The 22,893-nt window shown below is 57.3% G+C and carries 20 protein-coding genes; 18 read left to right on the top strand and 2 right to left on the bottom strand.

The genetic code is table 11. From position 1 onward, the window contains the following. The first annotated feature begins 163 nt into the window (after positions 1-163). From leuC to folC, 13 genes are all read left to right on the top strand, one after another. On the top strand, positions 164-1,567 hold the full coding sequence (gene leuC, locus BLW10_RS11700) for a 3-isopropylmalate dehydratase large subunit (RefSeq protein ID WP_091334916.1): 1,404 nt from the start codon (positions 164-166) through the stop codon (positions 1,565-1,567). Further along, the gene (gene leuD, locus BLW10_RS11695; protein ID WP_091334915.1) at positions 1,567-2,208 is read left to right on the top strand and encodes a 3-isopropylmalate dehydratase small subunit; all 642 of its coding nucleotides are present in this window, start codon (positions 1,567-1,569) and stop codon (positions 2,206-2,208) included. Before leuC ends, leuD begins: the two co-directional genes overlap by 1 nt. A 92-nt stretch (positions 2,209-2,300) precedes the next feature. After that, positions 2,301-3,380 carry a 3-isopropylmalate dehydrogenase gene (leuB, locus tag BLW10_RS11690; RefSeq protein ID WP_091334921.1) on the top strand — a complete coding sequence of 360 codons (1,080 nt, stop codon included), beginning with the start codon at positions 2,301-2,303 and terminating at the stop codon, positions 3,378-3,380. A 125-nt stretch (positions 3,381-3,505) separates the two neighbouring features. After that, complete coding sequence (asd, locus tag BLW10_RS11685; protein WP_091334912.1) at positions 3,506-4,621, top strand: aspartate-semialdehyde dehydrogenase; 1,116 nt, start codon at positions 3,506-3,508, stop codon at positions 4,619-4,621. A gap of 70 nt (positions 4,622-4,691) precedes the next feature. Beyond that, positions 4,692-7,808, top strand: a complete 3,117-nt coding sequence (locus tag BLW10_RS11680; protein WP_091334911.1) for a motility hub landmark protein FimV — start codon at positions 4,692-4,694, stop codon at positions 7,806-7,808. A gap of 16 nt (positions 7,809-7,824) precedes the next feature. Continuing rightward, positions 7,825-8,628 (top strand): tRNA pseudouridine(38-40) synthase TruA, encoded by an 804-nt coding sequence (truA, locus tag BLW10_RS11675; protein ID WP_245709358.1) that lies wholly within the window; start codon positions 7,825-7,827, stop codon positions 8,626-8,628. A 138-nt stretch (positions 8,629-8,766) separates the two neighbouring features. Continuing rightward, a complete protein-coding gene (locus BLW10_RS11670) occupies positions 8,767-9,426 on the top strand; it encodes a phosphoribosylanthranilate isomerase (protein ID WP_091334907.1) in 660 nt (219 codons plus the stop codon). Further along, on the top strand, positions 9,395-10,639 hold the full coding sequence (gene trpB, locus BLW10_RS11665) for a tryptophan synthase subunit beta (protein ID WP_091334905.1): 1,245 nt from the start codon (positions 9,395-9,397) through the stop codon (positions 10,637-10,639). Before BLW10_RS11670 ends, trpB begins: the two co-directional genes overlap by 32 nt. Then, positions 10,636-11,457 carry a tryptophan synthase subunit alpha gene (gene trpA / locus BLW10_RS11660; protein ID WP_091334903.1) on the top strand — a complete coding sequence of 274 codons (822 nt, stop codon included), beginning with the start codon at positions 10,636-10,638 and terminating at the stop codon, positions 11,455-11,457. The genes trpB and trpA overlap by 4 nt, the downstream gene beginning before the upstream one ends. Positions 11,458-11,624: 167 nt before the next feature. Next, the gene (gene accD, locus BLW10_RS11655; RefSeq protein WP_091334920.1) at positions 11,625-12,518 is read left to right on the top strand and encodes an acetyl-CoA carboxylase, carboxyltransferase subunit beta; all 894 of its coding nucleotides are present in this window, start codon (positions 11,625-11,627) and stop codon (positions 12,516-12,518) included. A gap of 57 nt (positions 12,519-12,575) precedes the next feature. Next, positions 12,576-12,833 carry a type II toxin-antitoxin system HicA family toxin gene (locus BLW10_RS11650; protein ID WP_091334901.1) on the top strand — a complete coding sequence of 86 codons (258 nt, stop codon included), beginning with the start codon at positions 12,576-12,578 and terminating at the stop codon, positions 12,831-12,833. Then, positions 12,830-13,180, top strand: coding sequence for a type II toxin-antitoxin system HicB family antitoxin (locus BLW10_RS11645; protein ID WP_091334899.1), 351 nt, complete (start codon positions 12,830-12,832; stop codon positions 13,178-13,180). The genes BLW10_RS11650 and BLW10_RS11645 overlap by 4 nt, the downstream gene beginning before the upstream one ends. Positions 13,181-13,231: 51 nt before the next feature. Continuing rightward, on the top strand, positions 13,232-14,542 hold the full coding sequence (gene folC / locus BLW10_RS11640; protein ID WP_091334897.1) for a bifunctional tetrahydrofolate synthase/dihydrofolate synthase: 1,311 nt from the start codon (positions 13,232-13,234) through the stop codon (positions 14,540-14,542). Between the two features lie 47 nt (positions 14,543-14,589). On the opposite strand, the gene rfbD is transcribed toward folC, so the two are convergent. Both rfbD and BLW10_RS11630 read right to left on the bottom strand, forming a co-directional pair. Further along, positions 14,590-15,501, bottom strand: a complete 912-nt coding sequence (gene rfbD, locus BLW10_RS11635; RefSeq protein WP_091334896.1) for a dTDP-4-dehydrorhamnose reductase — start codon at positions 15,499-15,501, stop codon at positions 14,590-14,592. Positions 15,502-15,557: 56 nt separating this feature from the next. Further along, positions 15,558-16,691: a glycosyltransferase family 2 protein gene (locus BLW10_RS11630; protein ID WP_245709356.1), complete on the bottom strand. Its 1,134-nt coding sequence runs from the start codon at positions 16,689-16,691 to the stop codon at positions 15,558-15,560. A gap of 169 nt (positions 16,692-16,860) precedes the next feature. On the opposite strand from BLW10_RS11630, the gene BLW10_RS11625 reads away from it, so the two are divergent. The 5 genes from BLW10_RS11625 to BLW10_RS11605 all read left to right on the top strand — a co-directional run. Next, positions 16,861-17,784 carry an SDR family oxidoreductase gene (locus BLW10_RS11625; RefSeq protein WP_091334894.1) on the top strand — a complete coding sequence of 308 codons (924 nt, stop codon included), beginning with the start codon at positions 16,861-16,863 and terminating at the stop codon, positions 17,782-17,784. 257 nt (positions 17,785-18,041) lie between these two features. Continuing rightward, positions 18,042-18,332 carry a co-chaperone GroES gene (gene groES, locus BLW10_RS11620; RefSeq protein WP_091334892.1) on the top strand — a complete coding sequence of 97 codons (291 nt, stop codon included), beginning with the start codon at positions 18,042-18,044 and terminating at the stop codon, positions 18,330-18,332. A gap of 83 nt (positions 18,333-18,415) precedes the next feature. Then, positions 18,416-20,056 (top strand): chaperonin GroEL, encoded by a 1,641-nt coding sequence (gene groL / locus BLW10_RS11615; RefSeq protein WP_091334891.1) that lies wholly within the window; start codon positions 18,416-18,418, stop codon positions 20,054-20,056. A gap of 260 nt (positions 20,057-20,316) precedes the next feature. Beyond that, positions 20,317-22,491: a catalase/peroxidase HPI gene (katG, locus tag BLW10_RS11610; protein ID WP_091334889.1), complete on the top strand. Its 2,175-nt coding sequence runs from the start codon at positions 20,317-20,319 to the stop codon at positions 22,489-22,491. Between the two features lie 220 nt (positions 22,492-22,711). Then, a partial coding sequence (locus BLW10_RS11605; protein WP_143117065.1) for a type IIL restriction-modification enzyme MmeI occupies positions 22,712-22,893 on the top strand: 182 nt, incomplete at its 3' end.

Genomic DNA, 22,893 nt, shown 5'->3' with positions numbered 1-22,893 from the left:
TGAACATGGCGAAATCCGCGTGGCGGGGCGATATATTCGTTATTTTAACTGGTTATCTTCAAAGGGTTATAGTTATGCCTACTTGCGCGTAACACGCGCACCGATTGAGTTTGCAACGCGCCCCGACTATCCTAGCGGATTAACTTTTTCTTGAGGTAGGGCCATGGTCGCCAAGACCCTCTACGACAAACTTTGGGACGAGCATGTCGTCCGTGTCGATGCTATGGGCACGGCGCTGCTCTACATTGACCGTCAGTTGATCCACGAAGTGACATCGCCGCAAGCGTTCGAGGGTCTGCGCTTGGCGGGGCGTACACCGTGGCGCACCAGTGCCAATCTTGCGGTGCCTGATCATAACGTCCCGACGCTGGATCGTGCCGCTGGGATTGCCGATCCGGTCTCGCGGCTGCAAGTCGAGACGCTCGGCACGAATTGCCAGACGTTCGGGATCACTGAATTTGGCATGGGTGATAAGCGGCAGGGTGTGGTGCATGTGATCGGGCCAGAGCAGGGCTTTACGTTGCCTGGCTCGACGATTGTCTGTGGCGATTCGCACACGGCGACACATGGCGCATTCGGTGCGTTAGCATTCGGCATCGGCACCTCGGAAGTCGAGCATGTTTTGGCTACGCAGACGCTGATTCAACGCAAATCCAAATCCATGCTGATCAGTGTTGATGGTCAGCTTGGTGCGGGCGTGACGGCTAAAGACATTGTGTTGGCGATTATCGGCGAGATCGGCACGGCGGGCGGAACGGGCTATGTGATTGAATTTGGCGGCGAGGCGATTCGCGCCCTGTCGATTGAAGGACGCATGACCGTTTGCAATATGGCGATTGAAGCCGGAGCGCGGGCGGGGCTGATTGGCGTTGATGAGAAAACGATTGACTATATGCGCGGGCGACCGCTGGCACCGACTGGTGAGCGATTCGAGCAAGCGGCGGCGCACTGGCGCACGCTGGTGAGCGATAACGGCGCACAGTTTGATTATGTGCTGCATCTCGACGCGGCGAGCCTCAAGCCACAAGTCACCTGGGGCACCTCGCCGGAGATGGTGCTGCCGATTGATGGCTGCGTGCCCGATCCGGCGGCTGAGTCCGATCCGGTTAAGGCGAATAGCATTCGTCGGGCGCTTGAGTATATGGGGCTGACGGCTGGCACGCCGATTAGCGCCATTCGCCCAGATACGGTGTTTATTGGTTCTTGCACCAATTCGCGGATTGAGGATCTGCGGGCGGCAGCAGAGATCGCTAACGGACGGCGGGTTGCGGATTCGATCAAGCAGGCGCTGGTGGTGCCCGGCTCGGGACTGGTCAAGGAGCAGGCGGAAGCTGAAGGGTTAGACAAGATTTTTATTGAAGCGGGATTCCAGTGGCGCGAGCCGGGTTGCTCGATGTGTTTGGCGATGAACGCTGACCGACTGGAGCCGGGCGAACGCTGTGCTTCGACATCGAATCGCAATTTTGAGGGACGGCAAGGTCAGGGCGGACGCACGCATTTGGTGAGTCCAGCGATGGCGGCGGCGGTGGCTGTGACCGGGCATTTTGTCGATGTGAGGACGCTCTGATGCAGGCTTTTGCGAATTTTACTGGCGTTGTTGCGCCGCTTGATCGTGCCAATATCGACACAGATGCAATCATTCCGAAGCAATTTTTGAAGAGCATCAAGCGGAGTGGTTTTGGCCCCTATCTATTTGATGAGTGGCGCTATCTCGATCACGGCGAACCGGATATGGACTGTACGCACCGGCCGCGCAATTCGGAATTTGTGCTGAATGATCCGCGTTTTGCACAGGCAAAAATTTTGCTTACCCGCGAGAATTTCGGCTGTGGTTCGTCGCGTGAACACGCACCCTGGGCGTTGACTGATTTTGGGATTCGCGTGATTCTGGCCCCGAGTTTTGCGGACATCTTTTTTAATAACAGCTTTAAGAATGGTTTATTGCCAATTCGACTTGGTACGGCAGTGATTGATGGGCTGTTTGCGCAAGCAACTGGAGCCGAGCCATTACAAATTACGGTTGATTTGCCGGCCCAGACATTGACTCTGAGCAATGGTCAGGTGATCGAATTTGAGGTTGAGGCTGGGAGCAAACAGCGGCTCATTGCTGGGTTGGATGATATTGGTTTGACGCTGCAAGAGGCTGATAGCATCCGTGATTATGAAGCCCGTCGCCGGATTGAGGTGCCGTGGTTGTTTATTGAATAAATCCAGCAAATTTATTTATGAGACAGGATTCATAAGATTGAAAAATTTTGTTAATCCTGTCTATTCAGCGACAGATTTTGGAGACGCAACACTTGAGTAAGAAGATTTTAGTTCTCGCCGGTGACGGCATCGGCCCGGAGATTGTCGCTGAGGCGGTGAAGGTGCTGAAGGCGCTGCATACTGAGGGCGCAATTGATGTGACGCTTGAGGAGGCATTGGTTGGCGGCGCGGCCTATGATGCGTATGGCGATCCGCTACCCGAGGCGACATTGACGGCGGCAAAAGCGTCGGATGCAGTGCTACTTGGTGCGGTTGGTGGCCCGAAGTGGGAGCCGCTGCATATTTCTAAGCGTCCTGAAAAGGGATTGCTGGGTTTGCGGGCTGGATTGGGGCTGTTTGCGAATTTGCGTCCGGCGGTACTGTATCCGCAATTAGCGGCGGCATCTACGCTAAAGCCTGAGATTGTGTCTGGCTTGGATATTATGATTGTGCGTGAACTCACGGGCGATATTTATTTTGGTCAGCCGCGTGGTATTGAGACGCTGCCCTCTGGTGAGCGGCGCGGTATTAATACGATGGTGTATACCGAATCCGAGGTTGAGCGGATTTGTCGTGTGGCATTTGATATTGCGATGAAGCGCGGTAAACGGGTGTGTTCGGTTGATAAGGCGAATGTGCTCGAATGTACGGAGATGTGGCGCGAGGTGGCGATTAAAACCGCTGCTGAATATCCAGACATTCAGCTTTCACACATGTATGTGGATAATGCTGCCATGCAATTAGTGCGGGCACCGAAGCAATTTGATGTGATGGTGACGGGTAATATTTTTGGCGATATTTTATCTGATTGCGCTGCCATGTTGACTGGCTCAATTGGGATGCTGCCGTCGGCGTCACTCAATGAACATGGACAGGGAATGTATGAGCCGATTCATGGTTCAGCGCCGGATATTGCTGGGCGCGGTGTGGCGAATCCGTTGGCGACCATTTTGTCCGTGTCGATGATGTTGCGTTATTCGCTGAATGCACCTGAGGCGGCGGCGCGTATTGATGCAGCGGTGTCAAATGTGCTCGATCAAGGATTGCGGACGGCGGATATTATGTCTGAAGGAATGCGTCAGGTTGGTACGGCTGAAATGGGCGACGCAGTGGTCGCGGCGCTGTCAGTCTGAATTATTTAGCCGCTGAAAACGCGGAAAAACGCAGAAAAATAAAAAATTTAAAAAATAATTAATAAAATTTTCTGCGTTTTTCCGCGTTTTCAGCGGCTCATAAAAATCTTAAGTGGAGTATTGAGATGAAGCGGGTTGGTTTCGTCGGTTGGCGTGGCATGGTCGGCTCAGTGCTGATGGAGCGGATGCGTGCCGAAAATGACTTTGCTCAAATCGTCGAGCCGGTCTTCTTCACTACCTCGCAAGTCGGTCAACCAGGGCCAGATGTCGGTCATGGCACAGCCCCACTCCTCGATGCCGAATCGCTTGATGCCCTCCGTGAACTCGACGTGATCGTCACCTGTCAAGGCGGCGATTACACCAAATCAATCCATCCGCGTCTCCGCGCCAGCGGCTGGAATGGTTATTGGATCGACGCCGCCTCGGCGCTCCGCATGGAACCCGACGCGACCATCATTCTCGATCCTGTCAATCGCTCCGTGATCGACGCCGCACTTGCCGCCAACAAACGCGATTTCATCGGCGGCAACTGTACCGTCAGTCTCATGCTCATGGCCATCGGCGGCCTCTTCAAAGCCGATCTGATCGAATGGGTCAGCGCCATGACCTACCAAGCTGCCTCCGGCGCAGGCGCAAAAAACATGCGCGAATTGCTCGCACAGATGGGCGCACTCCATCGCTCAGTCGCGCCGCTCCTCGACGATCCCGCCTCAGCCATTCTCGACATCGACCGGCACGTCACCGCAACCCTACGCGCCCCCGATTTCCCAACCACCAGCTTTGGCGTGCCATTAGCCGGCAGTCTCATCCCCTGGATCGACACCCAGCTCGACAACGGCCAAAGCCGTGAAGAGTGGAAAGGACAAGCCGAGACGAATAGAATCCTCGGTCGCACCGAGCAACCCATTCCTGTCGATGGTCTGTGTGTGCGCATCGGAGCGATGCGCTGTCACAGTCAGGGTTTAACGATCAAGCTTAACCGTGACGTGCCGATGCACGACATCGAAGCCCTGATTGCCGAAGCCAATGATTGGGTGCGGGTGATTCCCAATGATCGCACCACAACCTTGCACGAACTCTCACCTGCTGCCGTCACCGGCTCGTTGCAGATTCCCGTTGGGCGTCTGCGACCAATGAATCTAGGCAGCCGCTATCTCTCAGCGTTCACTGTCGGCGATCAACTACTCTGGGGTGCCGCCGAACCTGTGCGTCGCATGTTGATGATCCTGCTAGATCGCTGAAAGTCGGGTGTTGCACAGTGCTATTCATATTGATGAAGTAATCGCTACCGAGCGCACGAGGGGAGGCGGGATGACTCGCAAGCTGCTGTTGGCATCGGCTATCGCTACGGCCCTAATCGCCCCTCCAAGCTGGGCATTAGAATTGGGCGCGTTACAGACCGAATCGGCACTCAATCAGCCCTTTTCAGGCGTCATCCCTCTCACCGATGTGCGCCCCGATGAACTCGATACCCTGCGTATCACCATCGCCTCAGCCGATGCCTTTGCCAAAACTGGCATCGAACGCTACTACTTTCTAACCCAACTGCGCTTTAAACCAGAAGTCACGCCCGATGGTCGCGTACAGGTGCGCTTGAGCAGCCGCGAGCCAGTGCGCGAGCCATATCTCGATTTTCTCATTGAAGCAGTCTGGCCAACAGGCAATCTCGTCAAAGGTTACACCGTCCTGCTCGATCCCCCGTCGCAGCTCGAACGCCGCGCCCCAGCCGTGCGATCCGCCCGCGCCGGATCAGCAACCCAAGATGCCTCAGCCGTCGGCGGACTCCCACCGCTCGACAGCAACTCAGGCGGCTATCTCTCCGCACCCGGCGAAGGCTTCCCCTATTACCTCGGCCCCATCGGTGGCGGATCAGGTCTCTGGACGCTCGCACGGAGTCACGCCATCGCCGGCGCAACCGCTGCCCAAACCGCTATGGCGCTCTATCGCTGCAATCAGAGCGCCTTCGTGCGCGGCGACATCAATCGCCTGATCGCCGGTAAAACGCTCGTGATTCCCTCGCGGGCCGAACTCTTCGCCCTCGATGCCGAAGCCGCCCAGCAGGAATTTCAAGCCGCCACCCGTGGCCGCTCGGCGCAACGCGCCCCGCTCACCAATGTGACGCCGGAGATGCTCTCGCGTCTACGCTTAGTCGGCACCACACCAGGCGCAGGTGCGCCGATTGCCGCGCCCGCTGCATCGACATCCAGCGCACCGCTGTCAGGTGGCACCACCGATACCGCCTCATCAGAGCTGCTCTTAGCGATTGAAGCCAGCGAAACAGCGCGACAAGAAGCAGTCGAATTACGCAATCGCATCAAAGAGTTAGAAACACAACTCGCAACAATTCAGACACTGCTGCAAGAGCGCGATCTCCAATCGTCGCCGATCCAATCACCGGATAGCCCATCATCCGCGCCAGCGATTGTCCCAGAAACGCCTGATAGTCCACTTGTCGCACAATCGCCCGCACCAAGTTCAGAATCAGAACCAACTCTTGAACCCATCGGCAAGCCAGAATCCAGCGTCTTACCCGCAGCATTGGAATCCTCGCCGCCAGTCGCCGAAAACGCCACACCCGCGCCAACATCAGCATTGAGCGCCGATCCCGAAGCCGCCGCTGATCTGGAAATGCTGGCCGAAAATCCAATTGCCGAAAATCCAACTGGATTCGTGCCAGTACCGACACCCACGCTAGTCGAGCCAACGTCCGCGCCGCCTGCAACCGACGCCACAACCCCGCCGCCGCTCGCGTCCGATCCGTCCGCGCCATCAGCAACGCCATCTACACCCGCGCCAGCGGAGCCAGTCACCGCGCCGCCTCCCAAGCCACAGCCCACACCCAGCGCCGCCGAACCGGATGACGCCGCACCAGTCGCCGCGTCCTCGACTTGGCATTCGTTATTGCTGCCGCTGGCCGGATTAGCCGGTGTCACCGCACTCGGGATTTTGCTGTTCTCGATTGCCACAGCACGTCGGCGGCGACGCGATCAGGCCGAAACCGATGACGCATCCGACTCCGAGACGCTCGACGCAACCTCAGCAACCGCGCCGCCGACTGAAACGGAAACCGCGTCGCTCGACAGCACCGCAAATGTCTCGTTGACGAAGAGTCGCACCTCGCGTTTCAGCACCGCCCCCTTGCCGGTGTCCACCTTCGCCAGTCAGCCACCGCCGACCGCCAGCGCACCGTCGGCATCGCCAACTCCCGACTCAAGCGCCACATCCAAAAGCGCACCGATGTCGGAGCTGACCGATTTCGACATCGACACCGACGAGGCCGACCCAATCTCCGAGGCCGATATTTATATCGCCTATGGTCGGCATCGCGATGCGTGCAATCTGCTGGAAAAAGAGCTACAGCGGTCTCCCAAACGGCTGGAGCTGCATTACAAACTCGCCGAGGCGCTGGTCGCCGCTGAAGATATCGCGCAGCTACGCGAACGGCTCGACCACATCCGCACGCTCGGCGGCGATGCCAAAGATCCAGCGCAGTGGGCGCGGCTGCAACTCATGTTGCACGAAATGTCGTTGAAGCTGTCAGCCACCAATACCGCGCCGCCTGTTGCACCAGCCCCGCCGCCCAAACCGGTTCCCGCTGCAACTCCAGCTCCAACATCAACCGTCGCAACGGTCGCGGCTGCTGGCGCAGTCGCGGCTGGGGTCGGATTAGCCGCCACTGCTACACCGCCTCGCACTGCTGCACCGCCGTCTGAACCTGCCGCGCCGCCGCCGCTGGCTGATATCGACTCCGAATTTGGTCTCGATGATTCAGATTTAGACGATTCACTCCCGCTCGACTTCGATGCTGCGTCAGATTTGCTCCCCGCCGTGCCGACGCTGGAGCCAAGCAGCAGCAACGCAGAAAGCGCAGATAATGAGCTAGACCTAGATAATGATGTAGCAAGCGAACTGGATTCCATCTTGCCGCTACCCTCGGCAGAATCCGATCCGCTGCATCTGGATTTAGCGGATCTGGCACCGCCGCCCGCGCCGAGTACGACACCAGCGCCAGTCGTCGCGCCAGTGGCTGACAGTCTGGAATTACCGCTCGATCTCGACGTGCCGCCGCTGTTAGATGAGTCACTGGAAGCACTGGATCTGGCACTCGGCACCCTGCCCCCCGAACCTGAGCCTGTGGCGCTCACTGCGCCCGGCGTGCCGCTGCTGCTCGATCTTGATGAGGACGATGCCTCAGGCACAACAAGCAGCGCGACTGCATCAGAAAACGCCCCCAGCGATCTTCTGTCCTCGCAATGGCAGCTCGATTCGGGCATCTGGGACGAGACGGCCACCAAGCTCGATTTAGCTCGCGCCTATGTCGAAATGGACGACAAAGAAGCCGCCCGCGAGATTCTGGAAGAAGTCATCGCCGAGGGCCGCGACGAACAGCGCAACGAAGCGCGTGCCATGCTGGAGCGACTCGGTTGAACCAGTCGAGAGCATCTTGAGACCGGGCCGCATCGCGCTGGGCGTCGAGTACGACGGCACCCACTTTCACGGCTGGCAAACACAATCCGGCGTGCCAAGCGTGCAAGCTGCGTTGGAAGCCGCGCTGTCGCGGGTCGCCGATCATCCCGTGATCGTTCACTGCGCCGGCCGCACCGACACCGGCGTTCACGCACTCGAACAAGTCGTGCATTTCGACACCACCGCCACCCGCACCGAGCGTTCCTGGGTGCTTGGTGCCAATGTCAACTTGCCGCCAACCGTCGGCGTGCGCTGGGCACATCCGGTCACGGCTGATTTTCATGCACGCTTCAGCGCCCAAGCGCGTCATTATCGCTACCAGATTCTCGCCCGCCGCACCCGCTCGCCGCTCCAGCGTGATCGCGCCGTATGGGTACATGAGGCACTCGATCTCGACCGGATGCGCACCGCCGCTGTTGCGCTCGTTGGTGAACATGATTTTTCCAGCTTTCGCGCCGTCGGCTGTCAAGCCAAAAGTCCGATTCGCTGCGTGCGCTATCTCGAACTCAGCGAACACGATGGACTCATCGTGCTGGCGATTGGCGCGAATGGTTTTTTGCATCACATGGTGCGCAATATCGCCGGTGTGTTAATGGCCATTGGACGCGGCGAAGCCTCCCCTGACTGGACACGCGAACTCTTAGCCGTGCGTGACCGCCGTCTCGGTGGCGTCACCGCACCACCGCACGGACTTTATTTTGTGCGAGCGGATTATCCGGCAGACTTTCATTTGCCACAGAGCGAAAATGCGCATCCATTGCAGCGATTAAAAAACGATTAGAACCGCATAGCTTTAAAACCGCAAAGAACACAAAGTTTTTTTATTAAAAAATTAGATTCAATTAAATTAAAAAACTTTGCGCTCTTTGCGCCTTTGCGGTTCAAATCATTCAAATAACATAAATAACATGAGGCACAGTTGAAGTACCACGCACACCCACGAACACGGGTCAAGATTTGCGGTCTGACGCGCCCTGACGACATCGACGCTGCGGTGCAAGCCGGAGCCGATGCCATCGGTCTAGTTTTTCATTCAACCAGCCCGCGTGCCGTCACCATCGAGCAAGCCGCTGCCCTGTGTTGGTCGCTGCCGCCATTTGTCACCGCCGTTGGACTATTTGTTGATGCGTCAGCCGCGACCATCAACGCAACTTTGGCGCAAGTCCCGCTGGATGTGCTCCAATTTCACGGTGACGAAGCGCCCGCATTCTGCGCCAGCTTCGGGCGGCGCTGGATCAAAGCCCTGCGGATGCGTCCGGGCATAGATCTCGCCGCCGAGCGCGAACGCTTCAGTGGTGCCGATGGGCTGTTGCTCGATGCTTACGACCCCGGCCGCGCCGGTGGCACTGGCCAATGCTTCGACTGGGCACGCATTCCGCCTAATCTGGCCCCAACGATTGTACTCGCTGGCGGTCTGACCCCGTTGAACGTCGCCGCCGCCATTGCCCAAGTGCAACCCTATGGCGTCGATGTCAGCGGTGGGGTCGAAGCCACGCGGGGCTGCAAAGATTCGCAACTGATTTTCGCCTTTATGCAAGGGGTAAGAGATGGCGATCAACGCCGAAATGCGCCAAGCTGACAGCTTGGCTGATAATCAGCCGTATGACCTACCAGATGCGACTGGTCACTTTGGCCCCTATGGTGGCCTGTTCGTCCCCGAAACGCTGATGCACCCGCTCGAAGAATTGCGTTTGGCCTATGAGCAGTGCCAAGCCGATCCCAACTTTCAGGCCGAGATGGACGCCGATCTGCGCGATTATGTTGGTCGCCCGTCGCCGCTTTATCACGCTGAACGCTGGAGCCGCGAACTCGGTGGGGCGCAGATTTATCTCAAGCGCGAAGACCTCAATCACACCGGTGCCCACAAGGTTAACAACACCATCGGTCAGGCGCTGCTGGCCAAGCGCATGGGCAAAACCCGCATCATCGCTGAAACCGGCGCCGGTCAGCATGGTGTCGCCAGCGCCACCGTTGCGGCGCGGCTGGGCTTGGAATGCGTGGTCTATATGGGCGAAGTCGATGTCGCCCGCCAAGAGGCCAATGTCTACCGGATGCGCTTACTGGGCGCACGAGTGGTGCCGGTGACTTCAGGTTCGCGCACGCTCAAAGATGCGCTCAACGAAGCCATGCGCGACTGGGTGACGAATATCGACGATACCTTTTACATCATCGGCACCGTTGCCGGGCCGCATCCGTACCCGATGATGGTGCGCGATTTTCAAACCGTCATCGGACGCGAAGCCCGCGCCCAGATGCTCGAACGCACCGGACACCTGCCCGATGCGCTGGTCGCCTGTGTCGGCGGCGGCTCGAATGCCATCGGGCTGTTTTATCCCTTCATTGGGGACAGTGACGTGGCGATCTATGGGGTCGAAGCCGGTGGCGAAGGCATCGCAACCGGCCATCATGCCGCGCCATTGTGCGCCGGACGCCCGGGCGTGCTGCACGGCAATCGCACCTATCTAATGGAAGATGACAACGGCCAGATCATCGAGACCCATTCGATCTCAGCCGGACTCGATTACCCGGGCGTCGGCCCCGAACATGCGTGGCTCAAAGACAGCGGGCGAGCGCAGTACGTCTCGATTACCGATGATGAGGCGCTCGCGGCCTTCCACCATCTCACGCGCACCGAGGGCATTATTCCGGCGCTCGAATCCAGCCACGCGCTCGCCTACGCCCATAAGCTCGCGCCGACCTTGCGCCCCGATCAGACCCTATTGGTCAATCTCTCCGGTCGCGGCGACAAGGATATGCACACGGTCGCACGTCACGACGGGTTAGTCTTATGAGCCGCATCGCACAACGTTTTGCCGAACTCAAGGCGCAGCATCGTACCGCGCTGATTCCCTTTGTCACCGCTGGCGATCCTGGCCCGGCGACTACAGTGCCGCTGATGCACGCGCTGGTGCAAGCTGGCGCTGACATCATCGAACTCGGCGTGCCATTTTCCGATCCGATGGCCGATGGGCCGGTCATCCAGCGGGCGACCGAACGGGCGCTGGCGCAGGGTGTGCGTCTCGCTGATGTGCTGGAGCTGGTGCGCACTTTCCGTGAGCAGGACACTGCAACACCGGTTGTGCTGATGGGCTATCTCAATCCCATCGAGCGCATGGGCTACACCGCGTTTGCGGAACGCGCCCAAGCTGCCGACGTCGATGGTGCGTTGATCGTCGATGTGCCGCCCGAAGAAGGTCATGAACTGGTCACAACCCTCAAAACACATGGGCTGGATCTGGTCTATCTGCTCGCGCCGACCTCGACCGATGATCGGATTCGGCGCATCGGCTCCGTAGCCTCAGGCTTCGTCTACTATGTCTCGGTCAAGGGTGTGACCGGCGCGGGGCATCTCGACACAGCCGATGTCGCCGCGCATCTGGCACGGATTCGCGCCGCAGTTGATTTGCCGGTTGGCGTCGGCTTCGGCATTAAAGATGCCGCGACCGCCGCCCGCGTTGCCGAGGTCGCTGATGCCGTGATCGTCGGCAGTGCGCTGGTCGAGCGCATCGAAGCACTTGCCGCAACCCCCGAGCACATCCCTGACTCCATCGGCAGCTTTCTCGCCAGCCTGCGCACCGCCATCGATGGGGCGCGAGTCGCGGCGCTGTAACCAGATGTGACTAACTGTTCTCTGGTGACGACGCTCTCGTTTCGTCACCAGAAGCAAACCGCCCGTTTTTTGCATGAACCATCCCAGTTAAGAGCACCCCCCCAACGATGGACGAATCCACCAAATCCAAAGTTCAGGCGCAAGCCACCGCCACCGTTAAACAGGCGATGGACAAAGGCAAAAGCTGGTTTGAGAAGCTCATTCCCGACCGCATCCGCATTGACGCTAACACCAAACGCGCTGTCCCCGAAGGTGTTTGGGCCAAATGTCCGGGCTGTAACGCGATCCTCTATCGCGCTGAATTAGAACGCAATCTCGAAGTGTGTCCAAAATGCGGTCATCATAATCGGCTCACCGCACGGCGACGACTGGACGCCTTTCTCGATCTCGATGGACGCGAAGAAATCGGCGCTGATCTCGAATCACTCGATCCGCTCAAATTCAAAGATTTAAAAAAATACAAAGATCGGCTCGCAGCAGCACAAAAGCAGTCGTCAGAAAAAGACGCCCTAATTGTGATGCACGGACGGCTCAAAGAAGCGCCCATCGTCGCGGCGGCCTTTGAATTTGGATTTATGGGCGGATCAATGGGGTCAGTCGTCGGCGAACGCTTTGTGCGTGGTGTTGAAGCGGCGCTGGAGCAGCATTCGCCCTATGTGTGTTTTTCGGCCAGCGGCGGAGCGCGAATGCAGGAAAGCCTGTTTTCATTGATGCAAATGGCCAAAACCAGCGCGGCGCTGGCGCGAATGCGCGAACGCTCACTGCCGTTTATTTCAGTGATGACTGATCCAACGATGGGCGGCGTATCAGCGAGTTTAGCTATGCTCGGTGATCTGAATATCGCTGAACCCAATGCCTTAATTGGGTTTGCCGGGCCGCGTGTGATTGAGCAAACCGTGCGCGAACAATTACCAGAAGGCTTTCAGCGTAGTGAATTTTTGCTCGAAAAAGGCGCACTCGATATGATTATCGACCGACGCGAAATGCGTGAACGCTTGGCCGATTTGCTGGCGCTGTTAATGCAACGTCCGCGTTATTGTCGGACGATGGTGGTGGTTTAGGCCAGTGTGTGCAGTGGTCAATTGATTCCATCGGCATCCTGATACCGTATCCCTTGAATGCTAAACAGCACGCATCGCAAAATACATCAAGCGATCTTTACGGATCCGCTAAACGGTAATCTGGAATGGTCGCGAATTGAGGTGCTGCTGCTCGCTATTGGTTGTCGTGTTATCGAAGGTCGTGGTTCAGCGGTAACATTTGAAAAAAATGGGATACGCGCTAATTTCCATCGCCCACATCCACATAAAGAAGCACTGAAATACCGTGTGAAAAATGTCCGTGATTTTTTGATCAAACTGGGAATAGTGCCATGACTAATACCATGATCTATCGCGGTTATCGTGCTAGTCTCACGTTCGATCCAGATGACCGTATTCTCGTTGGGCGTGTCTTGGATATCGACGATATCATCGCATTTCATGGTGAATCAGTCAGCGAATTTGAGCAGGCTTTTCATGATGCGGTTGATAGTTACCTTGAAGCCTGCGAGCAACTCGATCAAGAACCAAATCAATCTGCCAGTGGGCAGTTGTTACTACGTATTCCACCTAAGGTGCATAGCGCCGTACTAGCAGCCGCTAAACAATCGGGGCAAAGTCTGAATAACTGGGTAGCGCAAATATTAAAAGAAGCTGTGCATAGTCATACCGGACACCAATGAGCCGCTAATAATTGGCCGCATTGAATCGCATTGATATAAATAATCTTACGCATGACTGAACGCACACCCTCTATTCTCCCTCGCTTTCAAACTCTCACCGCCTGGCTCGACTGGCAAACAACGCTCCATCCTAACCGCATGGATCTGGGGCTAGAGCGCGTCGGCGCGGTCTGGGCGCGGCTGGCGCCCGACGGCGGGCGGCTGCCCTGTCCGGTCATCACCGCTGGCGGCACCAACGGCAAAGGCTCAACGGTCGCCATGCTCGAAGCGATGACGCTCGCGGCGGGTTATCACTGTGGCGTTTACACCTCACCACATCTGCGGCGCTATAACGAACGGGTGCGCATCGACGGCGAGCCGGTCAGTGATGCGGCGCTGTGCGAATCCTTTGCCCGTATCGACCACGCACGGGGCGACATCTCGCTAACCTATTTTGAGTTCGGCACGCTCGCCGCGCTCGACCTGTTTGTCCGTGCCCGACTGGATCTGGTGGTGCTGGAAGTCGGACTCGGCGGGCGGCTCGACGCGGTGAATCTGCTCGACGCCGATGTCGCAATCGTAACCAGCATCGGTCTCGATCATACCGATTGGCTCGGCGACAGCCTTGATGCTATCGCCCGCGAAAAAGCGGGCATCTTTCGCGCTGACCGTCCGGCGATCATCGGTCAACGCGACGCACCCGCGACATTACGCGCCGAAGCCATGCAGATCGCTGCATATCCGCTCCAACTTGGGCGCGAACTCGACCACACACGCACCGCTGAGGGGTGGAATTGGAGCGGGCCGGATGGACAGCGACTGGCGCTGCCGCTCCCAACCTTGCGCGGCCCGTTTCAGCTCGACAACGCAACGGCAGCAATCGCGGCGCTCATGGCTGTGCGCACAGCGTTACCGATTCCAATCAACGCCATCCGCACCGGTCTGCAACGGGCACAGCTTGCCGGACGCTTTCAGGTCATGCCGGGCGCAGTGACATGGATTCTCGATGTTGCACATAATGGCGAAGCGGCGGCAGCCCTGGCAGCGAATCTGCGTGATGTTGCCCGTAACGGGCGGCTTCGTGCCGTGCTCGCCGTGCTGGCTGACAAAAACCCTGAGCGGATTGTTGCGCCAATCTGTGAATATGTGGATGACTGGTATTTAGCACAGAGCGATGACGCCCGCGCCCTGCCAGTCACGCAACTCAGCGAGCGCCTGCAAGATATAATCGGCCCACAACAGCGCGGTCTGTTTAATAGCGTCGCAGCGGCGCTCAATACCGCGCTGGCTGAATCAACGGCGGGTGATACGCTACTAGTGTTTGGTTCCTTTACAACCGTCGGACACGCATTAGAACATCCGGCTTGTCCAACTGGATTCTAAACAATCCGGTCAATCCTTTTAATTCTGTTAATCCTGTCTAACCGATACTAGCCGCGAAGCTCCTCAAAACACTGCGCCAGCGATAGCCGCCAATCTGGCATAGCTAAACCAAATGTTTCTTGAAACCGCTGATTATTCAGCACCGAAAACGTCGGGCGCGTGGCCGGTGCTTGATATTCAGATGACGGAATTGGAATTAAATGCGTCTGTGCGCCACTTGCTTCACGAATCGCCTGCGCAAATTCATACCAACTCACCTGACCACTCCCGCTCAAATGATAGAGTCCGCCGACCTGCGCTAAATCCACCTCGCCACGAAGCACGCGATACAGCACTTGGGCAGTGATTTCCGCCAACATGCGGCTCCAAGTCGGTGAGCCAATTTGATCGTCAACCACGCGCAATTCATCGCGCTCTTGAAATAAACGGCGCATGGTCAACAAAAAATTCGCCCCGCGTGCGCCATAAACCCAACTGGTGCGAAAAATCAACGCCGGCGCTCCCGAATCCAATAATGCTCGTTCGCCATTGAGCTTGGTTTCACCATAAACATTAAGCGGATCGGGTGTATCAGCTTCGGTATACGGGCGACCGAGATGACCCGAAAAAACAAAGTCGGTTGAATAATGAATGATCGGCGTGCCGCGTTGAGCGAGTAATGCGCCCATTTCACCAACCGCATCGGCATTGAGACGCTGTGCGGTTGCGCGGTCGCTTTCGGCTTTATCTACAGCAGTATAGGCGGCGGCATTAATCAGCGCATCGGGCTGAGTTGTTTCAATTAACTGCGCCAGTGCTGCTGCATCTAATAAATCAATTGCTGGGCCATATTCGCCCTCTAATGAAGCGGCAATTACCTCGCCGACGCTGGCCAGCGTGCGGCGTAGTTCCCATCCGACCTGACCATTTGCGCCAATCAATAATAACTTGGGGCGCTTATTAGCTAAATATGCGGTCATGGTTGATTCCTCATTCTTGATTCAGTTGTATAGCTTAGGATTTCGCAATACCGGTATCAATCAATCGCCCGCAGCGGAATAATGCGTCCCTTCCAACGGACACTTTTGCGCACCAGCGTGCGATAGAGAGAGCGAATAAATACCAGCGTAAAAAACGTGATCGACAGCGGATAGGTTAAAGCAGTGCCAAGACCGAAATTGCCCAATTTTCGCAACAGCCACCAAATTTGCAGCACATAGGCAGTATAAGCAATGCTGCCCGCTAATGCCCAAGCAGTTGGCCCTTCGCTCGGCCATTTTGTGACGGCATCAACCGTCGCACAGGCGCTGGAAATCCAAGCAATCATCATTAATAAAATCAAAAAGTCCGTTGACAGGGCACCCTGAGCAAAATTCTTCGTCCAGCCATCCGCTAGATCTATCAAACCACCGGGATACATACGAAAACGGATGGTTCCTGCGCCGATAAAATTTGTCGTCCGCACGCCGCGTTGTGCCAATTCGCGTGATAACGCGACATCATCAACAATTTCAGCGCGGACTAATTGATGACCGCCGGTGCGCTCATAATCTGTGCGTGAACAAACCAGACAGGGGCCAAAGCTGCCATTCGATTGAATAGCCGTACCCGCGAGCGTAAATGAGCGAATGCTACCCATCATCACAATCGAAAAAAAGCCCGAAAGCCGCTCATAGGCGCGTTGCATGTGATGATAGGGTTGAATTGAAACCAGCCCACCGTATTGCGCGTGGGTGCCGATAATACGCCGTAATCCGCCGGGTTCTAATTCAGTATCGGCGTCGAGAAAGACAAATAACTCGCCGCGTGCTTGACGGGCACCAATCCAGCAGGCGTGCGGCTTGCCGAGCCAACCGGCGGGCAATTCGGTGAGCGTCACGGTCTGCGCTCCGGCGGCCCGCGCCAGCGCCGCTGTGTCATCAGTTGACTGGTCATCGACGACGATCACTTCATAATCGGGATAATCCTGTGCTTGTAATGAACGCAACAGCGGCGGCAGGCGCGTCGCTTCATTGCGGGCCGGAATAATCACCGACACGGGGCGGGGCGCGGGCGTCGGCGCGGGCAATGGTGGGCAGCGGCGCATCCGTCCGAGAAAAACAAAGGCTAAACTCCAAGGTAGGAGTAACCACAGAAGTTCACTGGAAATATTGGGTAAACTGCTGACCATTATGATCTGCCTAAAAACTGCGGATCGCGCAGTATGGCGATTTGCTAAACGGTTGGCAAACCAGCTCCAGATGCTGAAATAGGCGCAAAAATATCAATGCACGGCGGAATTGTGCGCCTTAACGTGGCGCATTTTTTGTGATGGCGACAGGGTCGCGGGAGAGGTGTCGATGAGTTGGACAACGGCTGAAATACCACCGCAAACCGGTCGCCTCGCGGTCGTCACCGGAGCGAACAGCGGCCTCGGCCATGAAACCGCGCTGGCGCTGGCCACTGCTGGCGCAGAGGTGGTACTTGCCGTCCGTAACGCGATCCGAGGTGCTGAGGCGGTGGCGCGGATTCGGGCGGCACAGCCACAGGCGCTAGTGCGGTGTGTGCCGCTGGATTTGGCCGATTTAGCCTCGGTGCGTACCTGTGCCGAGACCCTGTGCGCTGAACAGCGGGCGCTGGATCTGCTCATCAATAATGCTGGGGTGATGGCGCTGCCAACCCGTCAGGTGACGGTCGATGGCTTTGAGCGCCAGTTTGTGACCAATTATCTTGGGCATTTTGCGTTGACGGCACAGCTATTGCCGCTGCTGCAACGCGCACCCGGAGCACGGGTAGTGAATGTCAGCAGTCTGGCCGCACACTTGACGACGCTGGATTTCAGCGATCTGCAATCCGAACGGGCCTATGTACCGTTTCGCACTTACGGATTGAGTAAGCTCGCACAGTTACTGTTTACGCTGGAATTGCAGCGACGCAGCGCAGCGGCTGGCTGGGGGGTGATGAGCGTGGCGGCGCATCCGGGCTTTGCCGGGACGGCGCTGATTGGCAATGGGCCGGCATCGAGCGGTTGGCGGGCGACGGCTTGGCGCTGGCTGCAACCGATTTTGCTCCCATTCAGTCGGCCTGTAGCACCGGCGGCACTGCCAACGCTATTTGCCGCGACCGCACCTGAGGCGCAGGGCGGTCTATTTTATGGGCCAACCGGTTGGCGTGAACTCATGGGACCACTGGGTGTGGCACAGCTGCCGCCGCTGGCGCAGGATGGTGCCGCAGCAGCGCAGTTATGGGAACTATCGGAGCAGTTGACGGGTGTGCATTTTTAGCGGCCAGCTATCAGCCGCCAGCTTCCAGCCAGCAGGATTCTTTCTTGACCGAGGCGCTTGAACGCTCGCTAAAAAGACGCCGAACGTACACGCTCCTTACATTTGATCGTCGCTGATCGATCACCAGATCTTGACAGCCGACAATTTCGCTCTACCATTAGCACTCGTTCCAAGTGAGTGCTAACAGGTCAGCCCACTGGCTCACCTCGCCGCCACGCTATCATCCACTTCTCAACCTGTAACGAGGAGCCTGCTACATGAACATCCGTCCCCTGCATGACCGCGTTGTCGTCCGTCGCATGGAAGAAGAGCGCCTGAGCGCCGGCGGGATCGTGATCCCAGATTCGGCCACCGAAAAGCCGATTCAGGGCGAGATCATCGCCGTTGGCAACGGCAAAATCCTCGACAACGGTAGCGTGCGTGCGCTCGATGTCAAGGTCGGCGACCGCGTGCTGTTCGGTAAATACTCCGGCACCGAAATCAAGCTCGACGGCAAGGAATTTCTGGTGATGCGCGAAGAAGACATCATGGCGGTCGTTGAGGGCTAATCGGCCTTCCGCTCCGGCTGTCGCGTGCAGTCATCTCTGACTTTTAACCCTAACCCATTGAATGATTTGAGGAATTAAACAGCATGAGCGCAAAAGACGTGAAGTTCGGCGGTGATGCCCGTGTCCGTATGATGGAGGGTGTCAACATCCTCGCCAACGCCGTCAAGGTCACGCTGGGGCCAAAGGGCCGGAACGTGGTGCTGGAGAAGTCCTTCGGCGCCCCGACCGTCACCAAAGACGGTGTATCCGTGGCCAAAGAAATCGAGCTGAAAGACAAGTTCGAGAATATGGGCGCACAGATGGTGAAAGAAGTTGCGTCCAAGACTTCGGACATCGCTGGTGACGGCACCACCACCGCGACCGTGCTGGCGCAGGCGATGGTGCGCGAAGGGTTGAAGGCGGTTGCCGCTGGCATGAACCCGATGGATCTGAAGCGCGGCATGGATCAAGCTGTTGCAGCCGCGACCGAAGAGCTGAAGAAGCTCTCCAAGCCCTGCACCGAGACCAAAGCCATTGCGCAGGTCGGCACCATCTCGGCCAACTCGGATGAGTCCATCGGCACCATCATCGCGGAAGCGATGGAGAAGGTCGGCAAGGAAGGCGTCATCACTGTTGAAGATGGCACCTCGCTGCAAAACGAACTCGATGTCGTCGAGGGGATGCAGTTTGATCGCGGCTATCTCTCGCCCTATTTCATCAACAATCAGCAGAGCCAGAGCGCCGAGCTGGATCATCCGTTCATCCTGCTGCACGACAAGAAAATCTCCAACATCCGCGAGCTATTGCCGGTGCTGGAAGGGGTGGCGAAGGCTGGCAAGCCGCTGCTGATTATCGCTGAAGATGTCGAAGGCGAAGCCCTGGCGACGCTGGTCGTCAACACCATTCGCGGCATCGTCAAGGTCTGCGCAGTCAAGGCGCCGGGCTTCGGTGATCGGCGCAAGGCGATGCTGCAAGACATCGCCATTCTGACCGGCGCGACCGTGATTTCGGAAGAAGTCGGCCTGTCGCTGGAAAAAGCCACCCTGAACGATCTGGGCACCGCCAAGCGCGTGCAGGTCGGCAAGGACGAGACCACCATCATCGACGGCGCTGGTTCGGAAATCGACATCAAGGCGCGGTGCGAGCAGATCCGCGCTCAGGTCGAAGAGACCAGCTCCGACTATGACCGCGAAAAACTGCAAGAGCGGCTGGCCAAGCTCGCTGGTGGTGTGGCGGTGATTAAGGTCGGCGCTGCCACCGAAATCGAGATGAAAGAGAAGAAAGCTCGCGTCGAAGATGCGCTCCATGCGACCCGTGCGGCGGTTGAAGAAGGCATCGTGCCCGGCGGCGGTGTCGCGCTGGTGCGGGCGATTGCAGCGGTTAAGGATCTCAAGGGCGCGAACCACGATCAAGATGTTGGTATCGCTATCGCTCGCCGCTCGATGGAAGAGCCGCTGCGTCAGATCGTCGCCAACGCTGGCGAAGAGCCGTCGGTAGTGCTGCACAAGGTCGCCGAGGGTACGGGTAACTTCGGTTACAACGCAGCCAATGGCGAATACGGCGATATGGTCGAGATGGGCATTCTCGATCCGACCAAAGTCACCCGTTCGGCGCTGCAAAATGCGTGCTCGGTGGCCGGTCTGATGATTACCACTGAAGCCATGATTGCCGATGAGCCGAAGGACGACGCACCGGCGATGCCGGGCGGCGGCATGGGCGATATGGGCGGCATGGGCATGATGTAAGTCTTCTGAGCTGCCAGCTTTCAGCGTCCAGCCAGATGAGCTGGTTGCTGAAGGCTGATCGCTGGAAGCTCAAAGCCAAACACCCCGCTTCGGCGGGGTTTTTTATGTGTTCAACAATGTTAGTAATGATGTAGCGTATAACCATCGTCTCTGACGATCTATTAGATACAACGAAACGATTAGCACCCGATGACTGTCCGCTTTTATCCTCATACATACACGCAGTACGCAACACCTGCCAACAACCAACGGAGCGAGTGATGGATAAAAACGTAACGACAGCCGCCGGAACGTGCCCAGTCATGCATGGCGGCAATACCGCCGCCGGTTCCTCAAATATGGACTGGTGGCCGAAGGCGCTTAATCTCAACATCCTGCATCAACATGACACCAAGACCAATCCGCTCGACCCAGATTTCAACTACCGCGAAGCCGTCACAACGCTCGACTTTGTGGCCGTCAAGCGCGATCTGCACGCCCTGATGACCGATAGTCAGGACTGGTGGCCCGCCGATTGGGGGCATTACGGCGGTTTGATGATCCGCATGGCCTGGCACGCCGCCGGGACGTATCGCATTGCCGACGGGCGCGGCGGCGCGAGCACCGGCAATCAACGCTTCGCGCCGCTGAACTCTTGGCCCGACAATGCCAATCTCGACAAAGCCCGCCGTCTGCTGTGGCCAATCAAGAAAAAATACGGCAACGCACTCAGTTGGGCCGATCTCATCATCCTAGCCGGAACCGTTGCCTATGAATCAATGGGTCTCAAGACCTTTGGTTTTGCGTTCGGACGCGAGGACATCTGGCATCCCGAACAAGATATCTACTGGGGTTCGGAAAAAGAGTGGCTCGCGCCGAGCGACAGCACTGGTAGCCGTTACTCCGGTGAACGCGATTTAGATAATCCGCTGGCAGCGGTGATGATGGGGCTGATTTATGTCAATCCCGAAGGCGTCGATGGCCAGCCCGATCCGCTCAAGACCGCCCGCGATGTGCGCGTGACCTTTGCGCGGATGGCGATGAACGATGAAGAAACCGTTGCGCTGACTGCTGGTGGTCACACCGTCGGCAAGTGTCACGGCAACGGCAGTGCCAGTCTGCTGGGGCCAGACCCCGAGGGCGCTGAGGTCGAGGATCAGGGCTTGGGCTGGCTCAACAAAACCACTCGCGGCATCGGACGCGATACCGTGACCAGCGGCATCGAAGGGGCGTGGACGACGCATCCGACGCGCTGGGATAACGGCTATTTTCATCTGCTGCTCAATTACGACTGGGAGCTGAAAAAAAGTCCGGCTGGCGCGTGGCAGTGGGAGCCAATCAACATCAAGGAGGACGACAAGCCGGTTGATGTCGAGGATCCGTCAATCCGCCTCAATCCGATTATGACGGATGCGGATATGGCGATGAAGTTTGATCCGGTCTATCGCCAGATTGCAGAGCGGTTTTATCAGGATCCCGACTATTTCGCCGAGACCTTCGCCCGCGCTTGGTTCAAATTGACCCATCGTGATTTGGGGCCGAAAACGCGCTATCTCGGCCCTGATGCACCGCAAGAAGACCTCATCTGGCAGGATCCGGTGCCAGCCGGTCGCACCGATTATGCGGTTGCAGCAGTCAAAGCACAGATCGCCGCCAGTGGATTGAGTGTTGCCGAGATGATCGCAACTGCGTGGGACAGTGCGCGAACGTTCCGCCAGTCTGATAAGCGCGGCGGAGCCAATGGCGCACGCATTCGACTGGCACCGCAAAAGGATTGGGAGGGCAACGAGCCGGAGCGGTTAGCGCGGGTGCTCGGCGTGCTCGAACCCATCGCAGCGGCGCATGGCGCAAGTGTGGCGGATGTGATCGTGCTGGCCGGTAATGTCGCGCTTGAACAGGTAATTCAGGCCGCTGGATTCAATATTCCGGTGCCCTTTGCGCCCGGGCGCGGTGATGCGACGGCTGAGATGACCGATGTGGAATCATTCGCGGTGCTGGAGCCGATCCACGACGGTTATCGCAACTGGCTCAAGCGCGATTATGTGGTCAGCGCCGAGGAATTATTACTCGACCGCACGCAGTTGATGGGCTTAACGGCACCGGAGATGACGGTGCTCATCGGCGGTCTGCGCGTGTTAGGTGTCAATCACGGTGGCACCAAGTACGGGGTTTTGACTGACCGCGAGGGCGTGTTGACCAATGACTTTTTCGTCAATCTGACCGACATGGCCTACCGTTGGGTGCCAATCGGCAATAATCTCTACGAAATCTGCGACCGCACAAGCGATGCGCTCAAGTGGACAGCAACGCGAGTGGATTTGGTGTTTGGCTCGAACTCGATCCTGCGCGCCTATGCTGAAGTGTATGCACAAGATGACAACCGCGAGAAATTCGTGCGTGATTTCGTCGCCGCTTGGAATAAGGTGATGAACACTGATCGTTTTGATCTGGCTTGAAGTACGGCTGGCGAAGTCCCGGTCACGCTCGGCGGGGACTTCGCTAAACGGTCACACCAATCGCTGCCATGCAGCGGCAACATCCTGCAATGCCTGTTCAACAGTCTGCTGATGTCAGACTCCGAAGGCACTGGGGGAAGCGCCGCTTTATGCAGCGCGATTGAAAAAGCGGGGTTGAGTGAGTTTTTTCTGGTTTAATTTTGCTAACTGAGAAATAACTATGCCATTATCTTGGAATGAAATCAAAGAACGTGCCTTAGAATTTTCGCGTGAATGGGCAAATGAGTGCTCAGAAGATGCGGAAGGCAAGTCGTTTTGGGATGGATTTTTCAATGTGTTTGGTATAACGCGGAAACGATTAGCGAGTTTTGAGCAGCGTGTTAAAAAGCTCGATGGGCGCGA

This window comes from Allochromatium warmingii, assembly GCF_900107145.1.
GTDB lineage: Bacteria > Pseudomonadota > Gammaproteobacteria > Chromatiales > Chromatiaceae > Thermochromatium > Thermochromatium warmingii.
The sequence above is the reverse complement of the archived record's forward strand: the minus strand, read 5'-3'. Positions and strand labels throughout refer to the sequence as shown.